Genomic DNA, 16,603 nt, shown 5'->3' with positions numbered 1-16,603 from the left:
AATGAGGGAGGGGAACGGCCCCCCTCATACCTGTCTGTCCCAGTCATCAACTGGGCCGGTTTGGCCTGGCGGCCGCTCCGGCTGTCATTCTATTTAGTTCAATGCCTTGTCGTTAGGTTCTTTGAACAGCTGCTTCATGTCGTCCGACAGTTCGAAGTTCATGTTGAGGTTTTTCGGTGGAATAGGCTGCTTGAACCATTTATCAAACCACTTGGCCGCTTCGCCGGAGGTTTGCGCCTGGACGATGGTGTCATCGACCAGTTTCTTGAACGCAGGATCGTCTTTACGCAGCATGCAGCCGTAAGCTTCTTTCGACTGCGGCGTGCCGATGATTTCCCACTGATCCGGCTTCTTGGCCTTGGCGCGCTCACCCGCCAGCAGGGCGTCATCCATCATAAAGGCCACCGCGCGGCCGCTTTCCAGGGTGCGGAAGGAGTCGCCGTGGTCTTTGGCGCTGATGATGCGCATGTTCATTTTGTCGCTGTCGTTCAGCTTGTTCAGCAGCACTTCGGAGGTGGTGCCGGAGGTAACGACCACCGGTTTGCCGGCCAGGTCTTTAAAGTCTTTGATGTCGGAGCCTTTCTTCACCAGCAAGCGGGTGCCGACCACGAAAATGGTGTCGGAGAAGGCGGCCTGTTTCTGGCGCTCGAGGTTATTGGTGGTGGAGCCGCACTCGAAGTCATAGGTGCCGTTTTGCAGCAGCGGAATGCGGTTCTGCGAGGTAATCGGCAGCATTTTCACCTGCAGATTCGGTGCATTAAGCTTTTTCTTAACAGCTTCAACGATTTGGTTGGAGTAGTCCTGAGAGTAGCCCACAACTTTTTGTTGGTTGTCGTAGTAGGAAAAGGGCACTGACGATTCGCGGTGGCCGACAACGATCACGCCATTGTCTTTGATTTTCTTCAGCGTACCGGTCAGGTCTTCCGCGTGCGCCACGCTACCTGCCGCACCGAGCAGCAGTAACGATAACGCCAATTTACGCATTTGCATGGTCCAACTCCTTTGCTGTTGTGGTGGCTCTGACTAAAGAGCGTCAGGTTAAATCGACTATTTATTGCTCAAATTATAAAGATAGTCTTAGAACAGATAGCCGTTAAAAAATAACCGATTGTGAATACCTTGAAACTAAAATGTTTCATTTTTTGAGACGCCGCGCGCACCAAATCAATGCAACAAAACCCTGAAGCACCCGTGCGGTGCGTCATATGCACCCAAAATGTGCACGGGTGCGACAAAACGTCAGCAAAAATAAACCGGCGCGAGAGGTCGCCATAGATAAAGCAAGGAGTGTGCCAGCCGCGTTGATTTAACGGCGTTTTCTAACCGGGGAGGAATATTGACGGGAACGCGGGGCGCGGCGGGCGCGCCCCGGCGAAGAGGACTATTTGCGGCGCAGGCCCAGCATCAACGCCCAACCGCCCAGCAGCAGGGTGATCACCCACAGCGGCGTGCCGCCGAAACGCGCGTAAGGCGTGACGCCGGTGGTCGGCGTGACCTTCACTTCGAGCACCTTGCGGGTGAACTGCGGGATTTCGGCGATCACCTCGCCGTTGGCGTCCACCGCGGCGGTAACGCCGTTATTGGTGCTGCGCAGCAGCGGCCGGCCGAGCTCCAACGCGCGCATGCGCGCCATCTGGAAGTGTTGCCACGGACCGATGGAGTGGCCGAACCAGGCGTCGTTGGAGATGGTCAGCAGGAAGTTGGTGTCCGGGCGGAAGTTATCGCGCACCTGCTGGCCCAGCACGATCTCGTAGCAGATCGCCGCCGTCAGGTTGTAACCGCGCACGCTGAGCTGCGGCTGTACATAGTCGCCGCGGCTGAAACCGGACATCGGCAGATTGAAGAACGGTGCGATAGGGCGCAGCAGCTCACCCAGTGGCACGAATTCGCCAAACGGCACCAGGTGGTGCTTGTTGTAGCGATCTTTGGCCGGGTAGCTGTACGGCGTCGGTTCGCCGAGCACGATGGCGCTGTTGTATTCCTGCACGCCTTGCGGGGTGGCGCGCGCATCGACAATCCCCGTGATCAGGCTGCTGTTCTTCGCCCGCATCAGGTCATCCATCATGGTCAGGAAGCCGTTCTGACGCGGCTCGAAGTCAGGGATGGCGGATTCTGGCCAGATGATGATCGGCGCTTTGCCCATATAAGGGCGCGTTTCATCCAGATAGGTTTGCAGCGTGCTGAGCAGAATGCTCGGATCCCACTTCATCGACTGGGGAATGTTGCCCTGCACCATGGCGACGTTCACCGCTTTATCCGGCTGCGGAGTAAACCAATGCAGCTGGCGCAGCGGCCACGGCAACAGCAGCAGCGCGGCGGCGATCACCGCAGCCGAGAGGCGGCGCTGATTGACGGCGTACACCAGCAGGCCGGCGATGGACATGAGCATAAAGGTGATGGCGTCGACGCCCAGCAGCGGCGCGATGCCCTTCAGCGGGCCGTTGATCTGGCTGTAGCCGAACTGCAGCCAGGGGAAGCCGGTCAGCACCCAGCCGCGCAGGAATTCGGTTACCTGCCACAGCGCCGGTGCGGCGATGGCCAGCCGCCACCAGCGGGTAGCCGGCCACAGGCGCGTCAGCAGCCCGGCGAACAGCCCGGTATACAGCGACAGGTAAGCGGCGAGCAGCACCACCAGGAAGACGTTGACGGCGAACGGCATGCCGCCGAAATCGGCGATGCTGACATACACCCAGTTGATGCCGCTGCCGAACAGCCCGAAGCCCCAGATAAAGCCGAGCAGGGCGGACTGTTTGGTGGTGCGATTGAGGGTAACGGCCAGCAGGCCGAATAGGGAGACGATGGCTGCAGGCCAGAAATCGTAGGGGGAGAACGCCAGCGTCCCGCCGGCGCCTGACAACAGCGCCAGCAGGGCGCGAACCCGCTGGCGTTCAAGCAATGAGGCTTTAGCCATGTTGGATTTAATCTTCCAGTTTCGGTGGTGGAGAATCGTCCGGAATTTTTACATGAACCTGGATGATACGTCGACTGTCGGCCATGGCAACTTTAAATAGGTAACCTTCGATTTCAATGGTTTCCCCGCGCGCCGGCAGGTGACCGAAGGCCTGCATCACCAAACCGCCGATGGTATCGACCTCGTCGTCGCTGAAATGGGTGCCGAAGGCTTCGTTGAAGTCTTCGATCGGCGCCAACGCCCGCACGGTATACATGTGGCGGCTGAGCTGGCGGATATCCAGATCGTCTTCGTCGTCGTATTCGTCTTCGATCTCGCCGACGATCAGTTCCAGAATATCTTCGATGGTGACCAGGCCGGACACGCCGCCGAATTCGTCAATGACAATCGCCATGTGGTAGCGCTGGGAGCGGAACTCTTTCAGCATGCGGTCGACGCGCTTGCTTTCCGGCACCACCACCGCGGTGCGCAGCACCTTGTCGATGCTGAACGGCTCGGAGTCTGCGCGCATGAACGGCAGCAGATCCTTGGCCATCAGGATGCCTTCGATGTGATCTTTGTCTTCGCTGATCACCGGGAAGCGCGAGTGGGCGGAGTCGATAATCACGTCCAGGCACTCTTCCAGCGTTTGGTTACGCTTGAGCGTCACCATCTGGGAGCGGGGGATCATGATGTCGCGCACGCGCTGCTCGGCGATATCCATCACGCCTTCCAGCATGTCGCGGGTATCGGGATCGATCAGGTCGTTTTGTTCGGAATCACGGATCAGCTCGACCAGATCGCCACGGTTTTTGGGCTCGCCGTGGAACAGCTGGTTAAGGATAAGAGTAAAGAACCCCTTCTTGGGACTGGGGCTGTCATTGCTTTGTGAATGGTCGTCGCTCATGGCGTTTTCGTTACTGTCACTCATGTCAGAGTTAAGGGGCGTCAGCGACAGCCCCGCAGGGGGCTGTGGGATACACGGCTGACGTCAGACGGGGTCTTTTTCCGCCAGGTACGGATCAGGATAGCCCAGTCCGTGCATGATTTCGGTTTCCAAAGACTCCATTTCTTCGGCTTCATCGTCTTCGATGTGGTCATACCCTAGCAGATGAAGGCTGCCGTGGACAACCATATGCGCCCAGTGTGCCTCCAGCGCCTTGCCTTGCTCAATCGCTTCCTGTTCAACCACCTGGCGGCAGATGATCAGATCGCCGAGCAGCGGCAGCTCGATGCCCGGCGGGGCCTCGAACGGGAAAGAGAGCACGTTGGTCGGCTTGTCTTTGCCGCGGTAGGTCAGGTTCAGCTCGTGGCTTTCCGCTTCGTCTACCAGACGCACGGTCACCTCGGCTTCTTCCTGAAATTGCGGCAGCACGCCTTCCAGCCAGCGCTGGAAAGTGGCTTCATCCGGCAGGCCGTCGCTGCTTTCACAGGCAATCTGCAGATCCAAAATCACCTGACTCATGGTGTCTCCTGCTCGGAGGCAGCGAGCGCCTCGCGCTTACGTTGTTCGGCAATCGCGTCTTTGCGCTTCTGTTCGGCCGCTTCCCAGGCCTCGTAGGCGATGACCACGCGGGCCACCACCGGGTGGCGCACCACGTCTTCGCTGTGGAAGAAGTTGAAGCTCAGCTCTTCCACGTCCGACAGCACTTCCACCGCGTGGCGCAGGCCGGATTTCTGGTTGCGCGGCAGGTCGATCTGGGTGACGTCGCCGGTGATGACCGCCTTCGAGTTGAAGCCGATGCGCGTCAGGAACATCTTCATCTGTTCGATGGTGGTGTTCTGGCTCTCATCCAGAATGATAAAGGCGTCGTTAAGCGTGCGGCCGCGCATGTAGGCCAGCGGCGCGACTTCGATCACGTTGCGCTCGATGAGCTTCTCCACGCGCTCGAAGCCCAGCATTTCGAACAGGGCATCGTACAGCGGGCGCAGGTAAGGATCGACCTTCTGGCTCAGATCGCCCGGTAGGAAGCCCAGCTTTTCGCCGGCTTCGACCGCAGGGCGGGTCAGCAGAATGCGGCGAATTTCCTGACGCTCCAGCGCATCCACCGCAGCGGCGACCGCCAGGTAGGTTTTGCCGGTACCCGCCGGGCCGATGCCGAAGGTGATGTCGTGATCGAGAATGTTGGCGATGTATTGCGCCTGGTTAGGCGTGCGCGGTTTCACCATGCCGCGCTTGGTTTTGATGGTGACCGCCTTGCCGTAATCCGGCACGCTGTCGGCGACCTGTTCCAGCACCCGGCTCTCTTTGATAGCCAGATGGATTTGCTCCGGATCGATATCCGGGATCACGCCGCGAATCGGCGCGGTATCCACGTACAGATGGCGCAGGATATCGGCGGCGGCGACCACGCACAGGTTCTTGCCGACCAGCTTGAAACGGTTGTCGCGGCGATTGATTTCGATGCCCAATCGGCGCTCGAGCTGCTTGATGTTGTCATCAAACGGGCCGCACAGGCTGAGCAAACGCTGGTTGTCTGCGGGCTCTAACAAAATTTCTTGTGTTGCGACGTTCAAACTATTCCTCTAGGTCACATCGGGCCTGGTTGATGTCACATAGCGCGTCCGGGACGCGCGCGTTCAGGACGAGCCTGAATACTCTCTTTCTTGAATTATTCATGGTGCGCCGCAACGGCGCAAGTTTACCGCTGATCTATCTGTGCGCCGCCGGCGGAATTCAAGGGAAGATAAGGAAAAAACGCGGCACGGCGCAAAGCCCGCCGCGTCATCACAGAACAAGGCCGGCGGAAATCAGTTCTTTTTCACGAACTCGGATTTCAGCTTCATCGGGCCGAAGCCGTCGATTTTGCAGTCGATGTTGTGATCGCCTTCCACCAGGCGAATGTTTTTCACCTTGGTGCCGATCTTCAGCATCGAGGAGCTGCCTTTAACCTTCAGGTCCTTGATCACGGTGACCGCGTCGCCGTCCGCCAGCAGGTTGCCGTTGGCGTCTTTGACGATCAGCGCGTCCTGGTCTTCCGCCGGGGCGCTGTCGCTCCACTCGTGGGCGCACTCAGGGCAGATGAACAGGGCATTGTCCTGGTAGGTGTATTCGGAGTTGCACTTCGGGCAGTGTGGGAGTTGCATGTTATGTCGCCTCTTCAACAATAAAAAAATAAAAAAAGAAAATCACCGGGCGCGGGCGCCCGGCGGAGAAACGGTAAGGAGTAGCGCGAATGGGCGGCGATAAGGCGAGCCGCCGCGGCGTCAGGGCTGGTAAATGCCGACGCCCAGCGCGTTTTCTTTGCGGGTACGGGCGATCACCGACTGCGGGGATTCATGTACGCGCAGATCCATCTGCTGCTCGGTGCGCACCACTGCGCCACGCAGGGTGTTGGTCAGCACCTCGGTAATTTCCACGTCGACAAACTGGCCGATCATGTCGGGCGTGCCTTCGAAGTTTACCACACGGTTGCATTCGGTGCGCCCGGCCAGCTCCATCACACTTTTGCGCGAGGTGCCTTCCACCAGAATGCGCTGCACGGTGCCGAGCATGCGGCGGCTGAACTGCAGCGCCTGCTGGTTGATGCGATCCTGCAGAATGTACAGCCGCTGTTTTTTCTCTTCTTCGCTGACGTCGTCGACCATGTCCGCCGCCGGGGTGCCCGGGCGCGACGAATAGATGAAGCTGAAGCTGACGTCGAAGTTGACGTCGGCGATCAGATTCATGGTCTGTTCGAAGTCGGCCTGGCTCTCGCCCGGGAAACCGACGATGAAATCGGAGCTGAGCTGAATGGCCGGCCGCGCCTTGCGCAGCTTGCGGATAATCGCCTTGTACTCCAGCGCGGTGTGGGCGCGTTTCATCATGGTCAGGATGCGATCCGAACCGCTCTGCACCGGCAGGTGCAGGAAGCTGACCAGCTCCGGCGTGTCTTCGTACACCGCGATGATGTCGTCGGTGAACTCGATCGGGTGGCTGGTGGTGAAGCGAATGCGATCGATGCCGTCGATGGCCGCCACCAGGCGCAGCAGTTCGGCGAACGAGCAGATCTCGCCGTCATGCGTGGCGCCGCGGTAAGCGTTGACGTTTTGGCCGAGCAGGTTGACTTCGCGCACGCCCTGCGCCGCCAGCTGGGCGATTTCGAACAGCACGTCGTCGCTCGGGCGGCTCACTTCCTCGCCGCGGGTGTAAGGCACCACGCAGAAGGTACAGTATTTGTTGCAGCCTTCCATGATAGACACGAAGGCGGTCGGGCCTTCGGCGCGCGGTTCCGGCAGACGGTCGAATTTTTCGATCTCCGGGAAACTGATGTCGACCACCGGGCTGCGGGTGCCCTGGACGTGGTTGATCATTTCCGGCAGGCGGTGCAGGGTCTGCGGGCCGAATACCACGTCGACGCAAGGCGCGCGGCTGCGGATAAGCTCCCCTTCTTGCGAGGCTACGCAACCGCCGACGCCGATGATCACCGACGGGTTCTTCTCTTTCAGCAAGCGCCAGCGCCCCAGCATGGCGAAAACTTTCTCCTGCGCTTTTTCGCGGATCGAGCAGGTGTTCAGCAACAGCACGTCCGCTTCTTCGGCGTTTTCGGTCCACTCGAAGCCGTGCGTACTGTTCAACAGGTCGGCCATTTTCGATGAATCGTACTCATTCATCTGGCAGCCCCAGGTTTTGATATGTAGTTTTTTCGTCATTGACTTGCCATTACTCAGTGCGGAGCGAAAGTTGCGTTACGCGACATGCAGGGCGCGTATTGTAATCATTTGCCGCCGTTGTGACCAGCGCGGGGGAAAATGGCACGCAACCTGAAGCCGAAGCGAAAATCCGGTACACTGCACAAAACGCCATGCCGGGTGGGATGGCGAGCATTCACACAGAAAACATAGCCAATATGAAGACATCTCAAAATCGGTATGACGCGGTGGTGGTGGGCGGCGGCATGGTCGGCGCGGCGGCGGCCCTCGGGCTGGCGCAGGCGGGCTGGTCGGTGGCGTTGCTGGAACATCAGGCGCCGCAGGCGTTCGAGGCGCAAAGCCCGCCGGACCTGCGCATTTCCGCTATCGGCTGCACCTCGGTGGGGCTGCTGAAACAGCTTGGCGCCTGGCCCGCAGTGACGGCGATGCGCACGGCGCCGTATCGCCGGCTGGAGACCTGGGAATGGGAATCGTCGCGGGTGGCGTTCGATGCGCTGTCACTGGGGCTGCCGGAGCTGGGCTTCATGGTGGAAAACCGCATTCTGCAGCTGGCGCTGTGGCAGCAGTTCGCGCAGTGCGCCAATTTGACGCTGCTGTGCCCCGCCAGGCTGCAATCGCTGCAGCGGGCGGACAAGGCGTGGCAGCTGACGCTGGACAGCGGTGAAACGCTGCAGGCGCGTCTGGTTGTCGGCGCCGACGGCGCCAACTCGCAGGTGCGCAAGCTGGCGGCGATCGGCACCAACGGCTGGCAGTATCGCCAGGCGTGCATGTTGATCACCGTCGATACCGGCGCGCCGCAGCAGGATGTGACCTGGCAGCGCTTCTTCCCGTCCGGGCCGCGCGCCTTCCTGCCGCTGTACGACAGCTGGGCGTCGCTGGTGTGGTATGACAGCCCGCAGCGCATTCGCCAACTGCAGGCGATGCCGCCGGCGCAGCTGGAGCGTGAGATCGTCGCCGCCTTCCCGCCGCGGCTGGGGCCGGTCAAGGTGCACGCCGCCGGATCGTTCCCGCTGACGCGCCGCCATGCGCAGCGTTACGTGCTGCCGGGGCTGGCGCTGTTGGGGGATGCGGCGCATACCATCAATCCGCTGGCCGGGCAGGGCGTCAATCTGGGGTATCGCGACGTGGATGCCTTGCTGAACGTATTGAGCGAGGCGCGGGAGCAGGGAGAGGACTGGAGCAGCGAGGCAGTGCTGCTGCGCTATCAGCGCCGCCGCCGTACCGACAATCTGCTGATGCAGAGCGGCATGGATCTGTTTTATACCGCCTTCAGCAATAACCTGGCGCCGCTGAACGTGGCGCGCAATTTGGCGCTGATGGCCGCGCAGCGGGCGGGCAAGCTGAAAGAGCATGCGTTGAAATACGCCTTGGGATTGTAACCGGCAGGGCTCAGCGGCGGCTGAGCCCGTTAGGCTTGGCTGAACGCCAGACAGCAAAAAGCCCGCCGAAGCGGGCTTTTCTAAATATGGCTGGGGTGCCAGGATTCGAACCTGGGTATGCTGGTATCAGAAACCAGAGCCTTACCGCTTGGCGACACCCCAATTATGGTGGCTACGACGGGATTTGAACCTGTGACCCCATCATTATGAGTGATGTGCTCTAACCAGCTGAGCTACGTAGCCGATGTTACTTTTTACTTCTTTGATTTGCAAGCAGTTTGTTATGGCTGGGGTACCTGGATTCGAACCAGGGAATGCCGGTATCAAAAACCGGTGCCTTACCGCTTGGCGATACCCCACCTGCAAACAAATCTTATGTTGAAACCCCATTCCCGAAAGAATATGGCTGGGGTACCTGGATTCGAACCAGGGAATGCCGGTATCAAAAACCGGTGCCTTACCGCTTGGCGATACCCCATCAACATACTGCGCCGACGATGAAGAGAAATGGTGCGGGAGGCGAGACTTGAACTCGCACACCTTGCGGCGCCAGAACCTAAATCTGGTGCGTCTACCAATTTCGCCACTCCCGCAAATGCAAAAAAGAGATGGTGGCTACGACGGGATTCGAACCTGTGACCCCATCATTATGAGTGATGTGCTCTAACCAGCTGAGCTACGTAGCCCTCTTTTTTTGCTTTGCCTTCATCGGCGTTGCGGGGCGCATTATGCGTATATGACCGATTTGCGTCAACAAGTTTTTTCCCGAAAAAGCGCCCGGAAGCGCCGTTTGTCTGGGTTGTGAACATTATGGCGATAAAATCGGCAATTCAGGCAGTTGGCGGGCGGAAAAGGCAACAAAAAGGCGGGCCAAAAGGCCCGCCCCGGGGAGAATGCCGCGCGATTATTTATAGGCGGCCTGGTGCACGCCGACGGCGCGGCCGGAAGGATCGTCCATCTTCTTGAACGATTCATCCCATTCGATGGCCTTGGCGGACGAGCAGGCGACGGATGGGCCGCCCGGTACGCATTCGGCGGCGCTCGGCAGCGGGAACAGCTCCTCGAAGATTTCGCGGTACAGGTAGCCTTCTTTCGAGGTCGGCGTGTTGTACGGGAAGCGGAAACGCGCGGTTTCGAGCTGTTGATCGCTAATTTGCTGCGCAGCGACCTCTTTTAGCGTGTCGATCCAGCTGTAGCCGACGCCGTCGGAGAACTGCTCTTTCTGGCGCCAGGCCACGCTGGCCGGCAAATAGGACTCGAAACATTCGCGGACGATGTGCTTTTCCATTTTGCCGTTGCCGCACATTTTATCTTTCGGGTTAATGCGCATCGCCACGTCGAGGAATTTCTTGTCCAGGAATGGCACGCGGGCTTCAACGCCCCAGGCGGACATCGCCTTGTTGGCACGCGCACAGTCGAACATATGCAGCGCCAGCAGTTTGCGCACGGTTTCTTCGTGGAATTCGCGGGCGTCCGGCGCCTTATGGAAGTAAAGGTAGCCGCCGAACACTTCGTCCGCGCCTTCGCCGGACAGCACCATCTTGATGCCCATCGCCTTGATTTTGCGCGACATCAGGTACATTGGCGTCGATGCGCGAATGGTGGTGACGTCGTAGGTTTCGATGTGATAAATCACGTCGCGGATGGCATCCAGGCCTTCCTGCACGGTGAAGTGGATTTCATGGTGCACGGTGCCCAGATGGTTGGCCACCTCCTGCGCGGCGCGCAGATCCGGCGAGCCCTCCAGGCCGACGGCGAAGGAGTGCAGCTGCGGCCACCAGGCCTCGCTGCGTTCCTGATCTTCCACGCGGCGCGCGGCGTACTTCTTGGTGATCGCCGAGATGACCGAGGAATCCAGTCCGCCCGACAGCAGCACGCCGTAAGGCACGTCGGACATCAGGTGGCTTTTCACCGACTCTTCCAGCGCGGTTCGCAGGGCGGCGGCGTCGGTCACATTGTCCTTGACGCTGTCGTAATCGAACCAGTCGCGGCGATAGTATTCACGAATCTCCCCGTCCTGGCTCCACAGGTAGCTGCCGGCCGGGAATTCCTTGATGGTGCGGCATACCGGCACCAGCGCTTTCATTTCCGAGGCGACGTACAGGTTGCCGTGCTCGTCGTGGCCCATATACAGCGGGATGATGCCCAGATGATCGCGGCCGATCAGGTAGGCGTCTTTCTCGGTGTCATACAGGGCGAAGGCGAACATGCCTTGCAGATCGTCGAGGAAGTCCGGGCCCTTCTCCTGATACAGCGCCAGGATCACTTCACAGTCGGAGCCGGTCTGGAAGGCATAGCGCTCGCTCAGCTGCTGGCGCAGCGCCTGATGGTTGTAAATTTCGCCGTTGACCGCCAAAACGTGGGTGTGCGCAGCGTTGTACAGCGGTTGAGCGCCGTTGTTGACGTCGACGATCGACAGGCGTTCGTGAGCCAGAATGGCCTTATCGCTGGCGTAAACGCCGGACCAATCCGGGCCGCGATGGCGCATCAGGCGCGACAGTTCCAGCGCTTTCTTGCGCAGTTCAACGGGATCGGACTTCAGATCGAGCACACCGAAAATAGAACACATACAACTCTCCTAACGGGCTTTTATGACTGTGATGTTGTTTTTTACTGTTATGGGCAGCATTGCCGATTCATCAGCGATAACGCGGTTTTGCTGCGCTGTGGTTATGAAAATGCGCCTAAAGCTGCAGGAGATGCAAGCGTTTTAGCCCTACGCTGAGAAATAGTTGTTTGTGTGGCGATGGTTTTTGACGGATTTTCAGTTATCGGCGTTAAAAATTATCGATTATGCAATTTTTAACGCGATAGCAGGATTGCCGGCCAGTGCGACCGGCAATCGATTAGTGATTAGGCGATGAGTTGCCACAGGGTGAAGGCGACGTCCGGCGTCCAGGCGACGTTTGAGGTGTGCGCCTGAATGCAGGTGTATTTCTTGCCTTTATAGCTCACCACATCGCCGGCTTTATAGCTGTGGCTGTTCTGCCACTCGGGCGCGCCCGGATCGGGCGGCGTTCCGTCGTTGGCGGTTTTGACCGCCAACGCGCTGCTGGGCAGCGAGGTATTGCCCTGGGTATCGGTGGCGGTAACGAAGTAGCTGTATTGGGTGGCCGGGGTCAGGCCGCTGTCGGCCAGCGACAGGCCGGCGGTCTGGCCGATCGGGTTGCCGTTGCGATAGACGGTGTAGCTGGCGATCGGGAAAGCGCCGGTGGCGGCGGCCCAGCTCAGTTTCAGCGAAGTGGCGCCCAGTTCGGAGACCGTCAGCGCCGTCGGCGCATTAGGCTTTCCCGGCGGCGGGGTAACGCCACCCTGAATCAGCGGCGCATAGCGGGTTTTGAACTCCCAATTGTAGGCTACGCCGGCTTTGCTCTTGCCGTTGTCCCAGTTGATTGACCAGGTCATCAGACCCTTGATCGACAGGTTTTTGGCGTCGAGACGCGAGAAGGCGTTATACACCGCCTGTTTGTTGACCACGTAGCCGGTAGCGGCGGCGTCGTTGTTGCTCGGCAGGCCGATGACGAATTTCGCTGCCGGGATCTTCGCATAGCCGCGGGTGCCGGTGACCAGGCTTTCCGTCAGATAGTAGAGGAAGTCCTCTTTCATGGCGTCATTATTCTGCGTGATCCAGGCGTTGAGTTCATCGACCCAAATACCGTCGCCGCCCTGGTTGTAATATTGTGGCGCGATAAAGTCGTAATAGCCTTCAAGGGCGTTGATATAATCCAGATAGGTGCCGTTAGTGCGTAAATACGGGAATTCCGGCGCCATGCTGATAATAAAGTTTTTTCCCTGCGCGGCGTAATAGTCTTTTACTTTTTTCAACGCCGCAGGCAAGACGGTTTTATTATTGGCGGCGCCGATCGCCGCCTGTTCCAGATCGATATCCAGACCGTCGAAGCCATAGACTTCTACCAGGCGAATAATCTCGTCTTTCAGCTTGTCTTCGTCGCCGGCCTTCAGCTCGATGTGCGCGTCTGCGCCGCCGAGGGAGATCAGCACCGCGCGGCCCTGGCTGTTCAGCACGCCCACCTGGCGGCGGAACTCGGCGTCGGACAGGTTGTAAGGCTTGAAGGTCGGGATACCCTGGCCTTTCATAAAGGCGACGGCCACCACGTTGTACTCGGCGGGAATGTCGGTCAGGTTCATATTGGCGAACTGGCCCTGCTGATAACCGTCACTGGCGCCGGCGGCCCAGTTGTGCCAGAAACCCATCAGGATTTTTTTATTGGCGATCGTCGGCATAGTGGCCGCGTCATCGGCGGCGAGGGCATTAATACTGTTATTTGTGCTCATGGTAGCCTCATTAATCAGGGGTAAGGGTTTTCCGCTCGCCGGCAATATCCTTTATTGGCGGGGCGTAAAGTTATAATGAGGATTTTTAACGCAGGCAGGCTGAAACCTTTTACGGTCATGCGCGAATTAAATTCACGCTGGCGATAAAGAGAGGGAAATAATGGCGGCCGGGCAGCCGCCATAGCCGTATCAGAAAAGGGTAATATCGGCGACGGAAGGGTAGACGTAGCTCGGGCGGAACGGCATGGTTTCGATGTCGCTCAGCGTGGAGACGCCGGACAACACCAGCACGGTTTCCAGGCCGGCCTGGAAGCCTGCCAGAATATCGGTGCGCAGGTTGTCGCCGACGATCACCGTCTCTTCCGAGTGCGCCTGCATTTTGTTCAATGCGGCGCGAATGATCCACGGGCTGGGCTTGCCGACGTAAAACGGTTTACGGCCGGTGATCTTCTCGATGGGGGCGCACAGCGCGCCGCAGGCCGGCGAGAAGCCGTGGCCATGGCTATCCGGGTTGGTGGCGATAAAGCGCGCGCCGTTGCTGACGAAGTAGGCGGCTTTGTGCATCATTTCCCAGTTGTAAGAGCGGGTTTCCCCGACGATCACGAAGTCCGGGTTGATATCGGTGATGGTGAAGCCGGCTTTGTACAGCTCATGGATCAGGGCGCCTTCGCCGACCACGTAGGCCTTTTTGCCTTCCTGACGGCGCAGGAAATCGGCGGTGGCCATCGCCGAGGTGTAGAACGCGCTCTCCGGCACTTCCAGCCCGGCGGAGGCGAAGCGGTTCGCCAGATCCTGCGCGGTTTGCGACGGATAGTTGGTCAGCACCACCAGCGGCATGCCTTGTTCCTGGATGCGCGCCAGGAACAGGTCGGCGCCGGGTACCGGCGTATTGTCATGCAGCAGCACGCCGTCGATATCGCATATAACGTTTTTGATTTTCATTTGTCGCTGTTTCTCATGATTACGGCAGGCAAGGGGTGACGATAACACACCTGCCAGAAGCGGCGGATCAGCTTTCCAGCAATCGCTGCAAGAGCACGCCGTTGAGCATCGCGCGTTTGGCCAGGGCGAAAGCGCCGATCGCCGAGCGATGATTGAGTTCGGAGGTCACGACCGGCAAGTTTTTGCGGAAGTCCTTCAGCACCTGGGTATTGATGCAGCTCTGGATGGCCGGCAGCAGCACCTTGTCCGCTTCGGTGATCTCACCGGCGATCACCACCTTCTGCGGATTGAACAGGTTGATGGCGATGGCCACCGCCTTGCCCAGATAGCGGCCGACGTGCTCGATCACTTCGCTGGCCAGCAGATCGCCGCGGTTGGCGGCCTTGCAGATGGCATTGATGCCGCAGTCTTCCAGCGTCAGTTTGCTCGGGTAGCCCTGGCTCAGCAGCTGGCGCACGCGCTGTTCGATCGCCGCGTTGGCGGCCACCGTTTCCAGGCAGCCGAAGTTGCCGCAGTGGCAGCGTTCACCCAGCGGATCGATTTGGATATGGCCGATCTCGCCGACGTTGCCGTTGTTGCCGAGAAAAATCTGCCCGTTGACGATGATGCCGGCGCCGGTGCCGCGGTGCAGGCGCACCAGAATCGAGTCTTCGCAGTCGCGGGTGGCACCGAAGTAGTGCTCCGCCAGCGCCAGGCTGCGGATGTCGTGGCCGACGAAGCTGGTGACGTTGAAGCGCTGCTGCAGATTATCCACCAGCGCCCAGTTGCTGACGCTGATGTGCGGCATGTAGCGCACCACGCCCAGCGCCGGATCCACCAGGCCAGGCAGGATCACCGCGATGGCGATCAGCTCGCGCAGGCGGCGCTGGTTAGCGTCGATGAATTGGGCGATGGCAGCGAACAGCGCATTCTCCAGCGTTTCCTGGGTGCGTTCCGGCAGCGGATAGTGTTCTTCGCTGAGCGATTTACCGCTCATGTCATACAGGGTGATGGTGGCATCGTGACGGCCGAGACGCACCGCGACGGTATGGAAATGACGGGTTTCCGACACGATGGAGATCGCGCGGCGGCCGCCGGTGGAGGCTTGCTGATCGACTTCTTTGATCAGCCCGCGCTCCAGCAGCTGGCGAGTAATTTTGGTGACGCTGGCGGGGGCAAGCTGGCTGAGTTCGGCAATTTGAATGCGCGAGATCGGACCCTGCTGGTCGATCAGGCGGTAAACTGCCGCGCCGTTAAGTTGTTTGACTAAGTCAACGTTCCCTATTTGTGCTTGTCCGCCAGTGCTCATCAATAATGTTACTCGCTGTTCATTGAATTAAACCTCGTTACCGTTAACGAGCGTTTTGGTGATCTTGAAATCACGGGTGAAGGCGGTCAGGTTAGCCACCTTGCCGGCTTCGATGGTGCCCAGACGGTGCTCGACGCCGATGGCGCGCGCCGGGTACAGCGTCGCCATGCGCAGCGCTTCGTCCAGCGCGATGCCGATATGCTCGACGCTGTTTTGCACCGCTTCGATCATGGTCAGTGCGGAACCGCTCAGGGTACCGTTCTCATCCACGCACAGCCCGTCCCGATAGTATATTGTTTTACCGGCGAAAATAAATTGGTCAATATCTGCACCCGCCGGCGCGGTCGCGTCGGTGACCAGCACCAATTTATCACCTTTCAGGCGTTTGGCGTTACGGATACTCGCCCAAGCCACGTGATGGCCGTCGGCGATGATGCCGGTATAGACCTCCGGCGTATCGAAGATCGCGCCCATCAGCCCCGGTTCGCGGCCGGTGATATACGGCATGGCGTTGTACAGGTGGGTGGCGAAGCTGATGCCGGCGGCGAAGCCGGTGCGCGCCTGATCGTAGGTGGCGTTAGAGTGGCCGGCGGAGACCACGATGCCGGCCTCGGTCAGCTGCTTGATAAAGTGCGGCTCAACAATTTCCGGCGCCAGCGTCACCTTGGTGATCACGTCGGCGTTGGCACACAGGTAATCGATCATTTCCTGAGTTGGCTTGCGAATGAACGCCGGGTTATGGGTGCCTTTTTTCACCGGGCTGAGATACGGCCCTTCCAGGTGCAGGCCCAGCGCCTGGTTTTGGTGCTTTTTCAGATAAGCGCGCATCACGTCGACGCTGTGCTTCATGAATTCGTCGCTGCTGGTGATCAGCGTCGGCAGATAGCTGGTGCAGCCGGATTTCTCGTTGGCGCGCTGCATGATCTCCAGCGTTTCCTCCGAAATCGCTTCCAGCGAATCGTTGAACTGTACGCCGCCGCAGCCGTTCAGCTGCACGTCGATAAGCCCGGGGGCCAGGATGGCGCCACCCAGGTCGCGCGTTTCGATGCCGGCGGGCAATTCAGCCGCCGGGCAGACTCTCTCGATCAGCCCATCAGCGATAATGACTGCATGGTCATCAAGTACGTCGTGGCCGGTATAGATTCGGCCGTGGGTTAAAGCGAACATCGTAGCCCC

At 59.3% G+C, this 16,603-nt stretch carries 13 protein-coding genes and 6 tRNA genes; 1 reads left to right on the top strand and 18 read right to left on the bottom strand.

From position 1 onward, the window contains the following. Positions 1–93: 93 nt before the first annotated feature. The 7 genes from ACRAWE_RS14040 to miaB all read right to left on the bottom strand — a co-directional run bounded on the left by ACRAWE_RS14040 (position 94) and on the right by miaB (position 7,522). Positions 94–990 carry an amino acid ABC transporter substrate-binding protein gene (locus ACRAWE_RS14040; RefSeq protein WP_019454073.1) on the bottom strand — a complete coding sequence of 299 codons (897 nt, stop codon included), beginning with the start codon at positions 988–990 and terminating at the stop codon, positions 94–96. 391 nt (positions 991–1,381) lie between these two features. After that, entirely contained in the window at positions 1,382–2,911 is a 1,530-nt protein-coding gene (lnt, locus tag ACRAWE_RS14035; RefSeq protein ID WP_019454072.1) for an apolipoprotein N-acyltransferase, read from the bottom strand. Positions 2,912–2,918: 7 nt separating this feature from the next. Beyond that, a complete protein-coding gene (corC, locus tag ACRAWE_RS14030; protein WP_004939973.1) occupies positions 2,919–3,797 on the bottom strand; it encodes a CNNM family magnesium/cobalt transport protein CorC in 879 nt (292 codons plus the stop codon). An 84-nt stretch (positions 3,798–3,881) separates the two neighbouring features. Continuing rightward, entirely contained in the window at positions 3,882–4,355 is a 474-nt protein-coding gene (gene ybeY, locus ACRAWE_RS14025; protein ID WP_004939970.1) for an rRNA maturation RNase YbeY, read from the bottom strand. Continuing rightward, positions 4,352–5,407, bottom strand: a complete 1,056-nt coding sequence (locus ACRAWE_RS14020; RefSeq protein ID WP_004939969.1) for a PhoH family protein — start codon at positions 5,405–5,407, stop codon at positions 4,352–4,354. The genes ybeY and ACRAWE_RS14020 overlap by 4 nt, the downstream gene beginning before the upstream one ends. Before the next feature lie 234 nt (positions 5,408–5,641). Beyond that, positions 5,642–5,977 carry a zinc ribbon domain-containing protein YjdM gene (locus ACRAWE_RS14015; protein ID WP_004939967.1) on the bottom strand — a complete coding sequence of 112 codons (336 nt, stop codon included), beginning with the start codon at positions 5,975–5,977 and terminating at the stop codon, positions 5,642–5,644. 120 nt (positions 5,978–6,097) lie between these two features. Further along, positions 6,098–7,522, bottom strand: a complete 1,425-nt coding sequence (gene miaB / locus ACRAWE_RS14010) for a tRNA (N6-isopentenyl adenosine(37)-C2)-methylthiotransferase MiaB (RefSeq protein ID WP_038877474.1) — start codon at positions 7,520–7,522, stop codon at positions 6,098–6,100. Positions 7,523–7,719: 197 nt separating this feature from the next. On the opposite strand from miaB, the gene ubiF reads away from it, so the two are divergent. After that, on the top strand, positions 7,720–8,901 hold the full coding sequence (gene ubiF, locus ACRAWE_RS14005) for a 3-demethoxyubiquinol 3-hydroxylase (RefSeq protein WP_432525496.1): 1,182 nt from the start codon (positions 7,720–7,722) through the stop codon (positions 8,899–8,901). An 87-nt stretch (positions 8,902–8,988) separates the two neighbouring features. Here the strand turns inward: ubiF and ACRAWE_RS14000 are convergent. The 11 genes from ACRAWE_RS14000 to nagA all read right to left on the bottom strand — a co-directional run bounded on the left by ACRAWE_RS14000 (position 8,989) and on the right by nagA (position 16,594). Next, positions 8,989–9,063 (bottom strand) — tRNA-Gln (locus tag ACRAWE_RS14000). A gap of 4 nt (positions 9,064–9,067) precedes the next feature. Then, positions 9,068–9,144, bottom strand: a tRNA-Met gene (locus ACRAWE_RS13995). 41 nt (positions 9,145–9,185) lie between these two features. Beyond that, positions 9,186–9,260 (bottom strand) — tRNA-Gln (locus tag ACRAWE_RS13990). A gap of 44 nt (positions 9,261–9,304) precedes the next feature. Beyond that, a tRNA-Gln gene (locus ACRAWE_RS13985) sits at positions 9,305–9,379 on the bottom strand. 30 nt (positions 9,380–9,409) lie between these two features. Beyond that, positions 9,410–9,494, bottom strand: a tRNA-Leu gene (locus tag ACRAWE_RS13980). A 16-nt stretch (positions 9,495–9,510) separates the two neighbouring features. Next, positions 9,511–9,587 (bottom strand) — tRNA-Met (locus ACRAWE_RS13975). 218 nt (positions 9,588–9,805) lie between these two features. Then, positions 9,806–11,470 carry an asparagine synthase B gene (gene asnB / locus ACRAWE_RS13970; protein WP_019454068.1) on the bottom strand — a complete coding sequence of 555 codons (1,665 nt, stop codon included), beginning with the start codon at positions 11,468–11,470 and terminating at the stop codon, positions 9,806–9,808. Between the two features lie 284 nt (positions 11,471–11,754). Further along, entirely contained in the window at positions 11,755–13,197 is a 1,443-nt protein-coding gene (locus ACRAWE_RS13965) for a carbohydrate-binding protein (RefSeq protein WP_063918896.1), read from the bottom strand. Between the two features lie 189 nt (positions 13,198–13,386). Further along, complete coding sequence (locus tag ACRAWE_RS13960) at positions 13,387–14,139, bottom strand: HAD-IIA family hydrolase (RefSeq protein WP_019454065.1); 753 nt, start codon at positions 14,137–14,139, stop codon at positions 13,387–13,389. Positions 14,140–14,206: 67 nt separating this feature from the next. Then, entirely contained in the window at positions 14,207–15,427 is a 1,221-nt protein-coding gene (gene nagC / locus ACRAWE_RS13955) for a DNA-binding transcriptional regulator NagC (protein WP_019454064.1), read from the bottom strand. A 27-nt stretch (positions 15,428–15,454) separates the two neighbouring features. Next, positions 15,455–16,594: an N-acetylglucosamine-6-phosphate deacetylase gene (nagA, locus tag ACRAWE_RS13950; RefSeq protein WP_432525495.1), complete on the bottom strand. Its 1,140-nt coding sequence runs from the start codon at positions 16,592–16,594 to the stop codon at positions 15,455–15,457. Positions 16,595–16,603: the final 9 nt, after the last annotated feature.

The organism is Serratia sp. BFP-2025, from assembly GCF_050880365.1.
Classification (GTDB): domain Bacteria; phylum Pseudomonadota; class Gammaproteobacteria; order Enterobacterales; family Enterobacteriaceae; genus Serratia; species Serratia surfactantfaciens.
Note: the sequence above shows the minus strand (reverse complement) of the source record. Positions and strands in the feature narration are given on the sequence as shown.

What these genes read in the sequence shown, in the direction of transcription:
- ACRAWE_RS14040 (WP_019454073.1), bottom strand. Translation starts at nt 990, where the DNA reads ATGCAAATGCGTAAATTGGCGTTATCGTTACTGCTGCTCGGTGCGGCA.
- ACRAWE_RS14015 (WP_004939967.1), bottom strand. Translation starts at nt 5,977, where the DNA reads ATGCAACTCCCACACTGCCCGAAGTGCAACTCCGAATACACCTACCAG.
- miaB (WP_038877474.1), bottom strand. Translation starts at nt 7,522, where the DNA reads ATGACGAAAAAACTACATATCAAAACCTGGGGCTGCCAGATGAATGAG.
- lnt (WP_019454072.1), bottom strand. Translation starts at nt 2,911, where the DNA reads ATGGCTAAAGCCTCATTGCTTGAACGCCAGCGGGTTCGCGCCCTGCTG.
- nagC (WP_019454064.1), bottom strand. Translation starts at nt 15,427, where the DNA reads ATGAGCACTGGCGGACAAGCACAAATAGGGAACGTTGACTTAGTCAAA.
- ACRAWE_RS13965 (WP_063918896.1), bottom strand. Translation starts at nt 13,197, where the DNA reads ATGAGCACAAATAACAGTATTAATGCCCTCGCCGCCGATGACGCGGCC.
- nagA (WP_432525495.1), bottom strand. Translation starts at nt 16,594, where the DNA reads ATGTTCGCTTTAACCCACGGCCGAATCTATACCGGCCACGACGTACTT.
- corC (WP_004939973.1), bottom strand. Translation starts at nt 3,797, where the DNA reads ATGAGCGACGACCATTCACAAAGCAATGACAGCCCCAGTCCCAAGAAG.
- asnB (WP_019454068.1), bottom strand. Translation starts at nt 11,470, where the DNA reads ATGTGTTCTATTTTCGGTGTGCTCGATCTGAAGTCCGATCCCGTTGAA.
- ubiF (WP_432525496.1), top strand. Translation starts at nt 7,720, where the DNA reads ATGAAGACATCTCAAAATCGGTATGACGCGGTGGTGGTGGGCGGCGGC.
- ybeY (WP_004939970.1), bottom strand. Translation starts at nt 4,355, where the DNA reads ATGAGTCAGGTGATTTTGGATCTGCAGATTGCCTGTGAAAGCAGCGAC.
- ACRAWE_RS13960 (WP_019454065.1), bottom strand. Translation starts at nt 14,139, where the DNA reads ATGAAAATCAAAAACGTTATATGCGATATCGACGGCGTGCTGCTGCAT.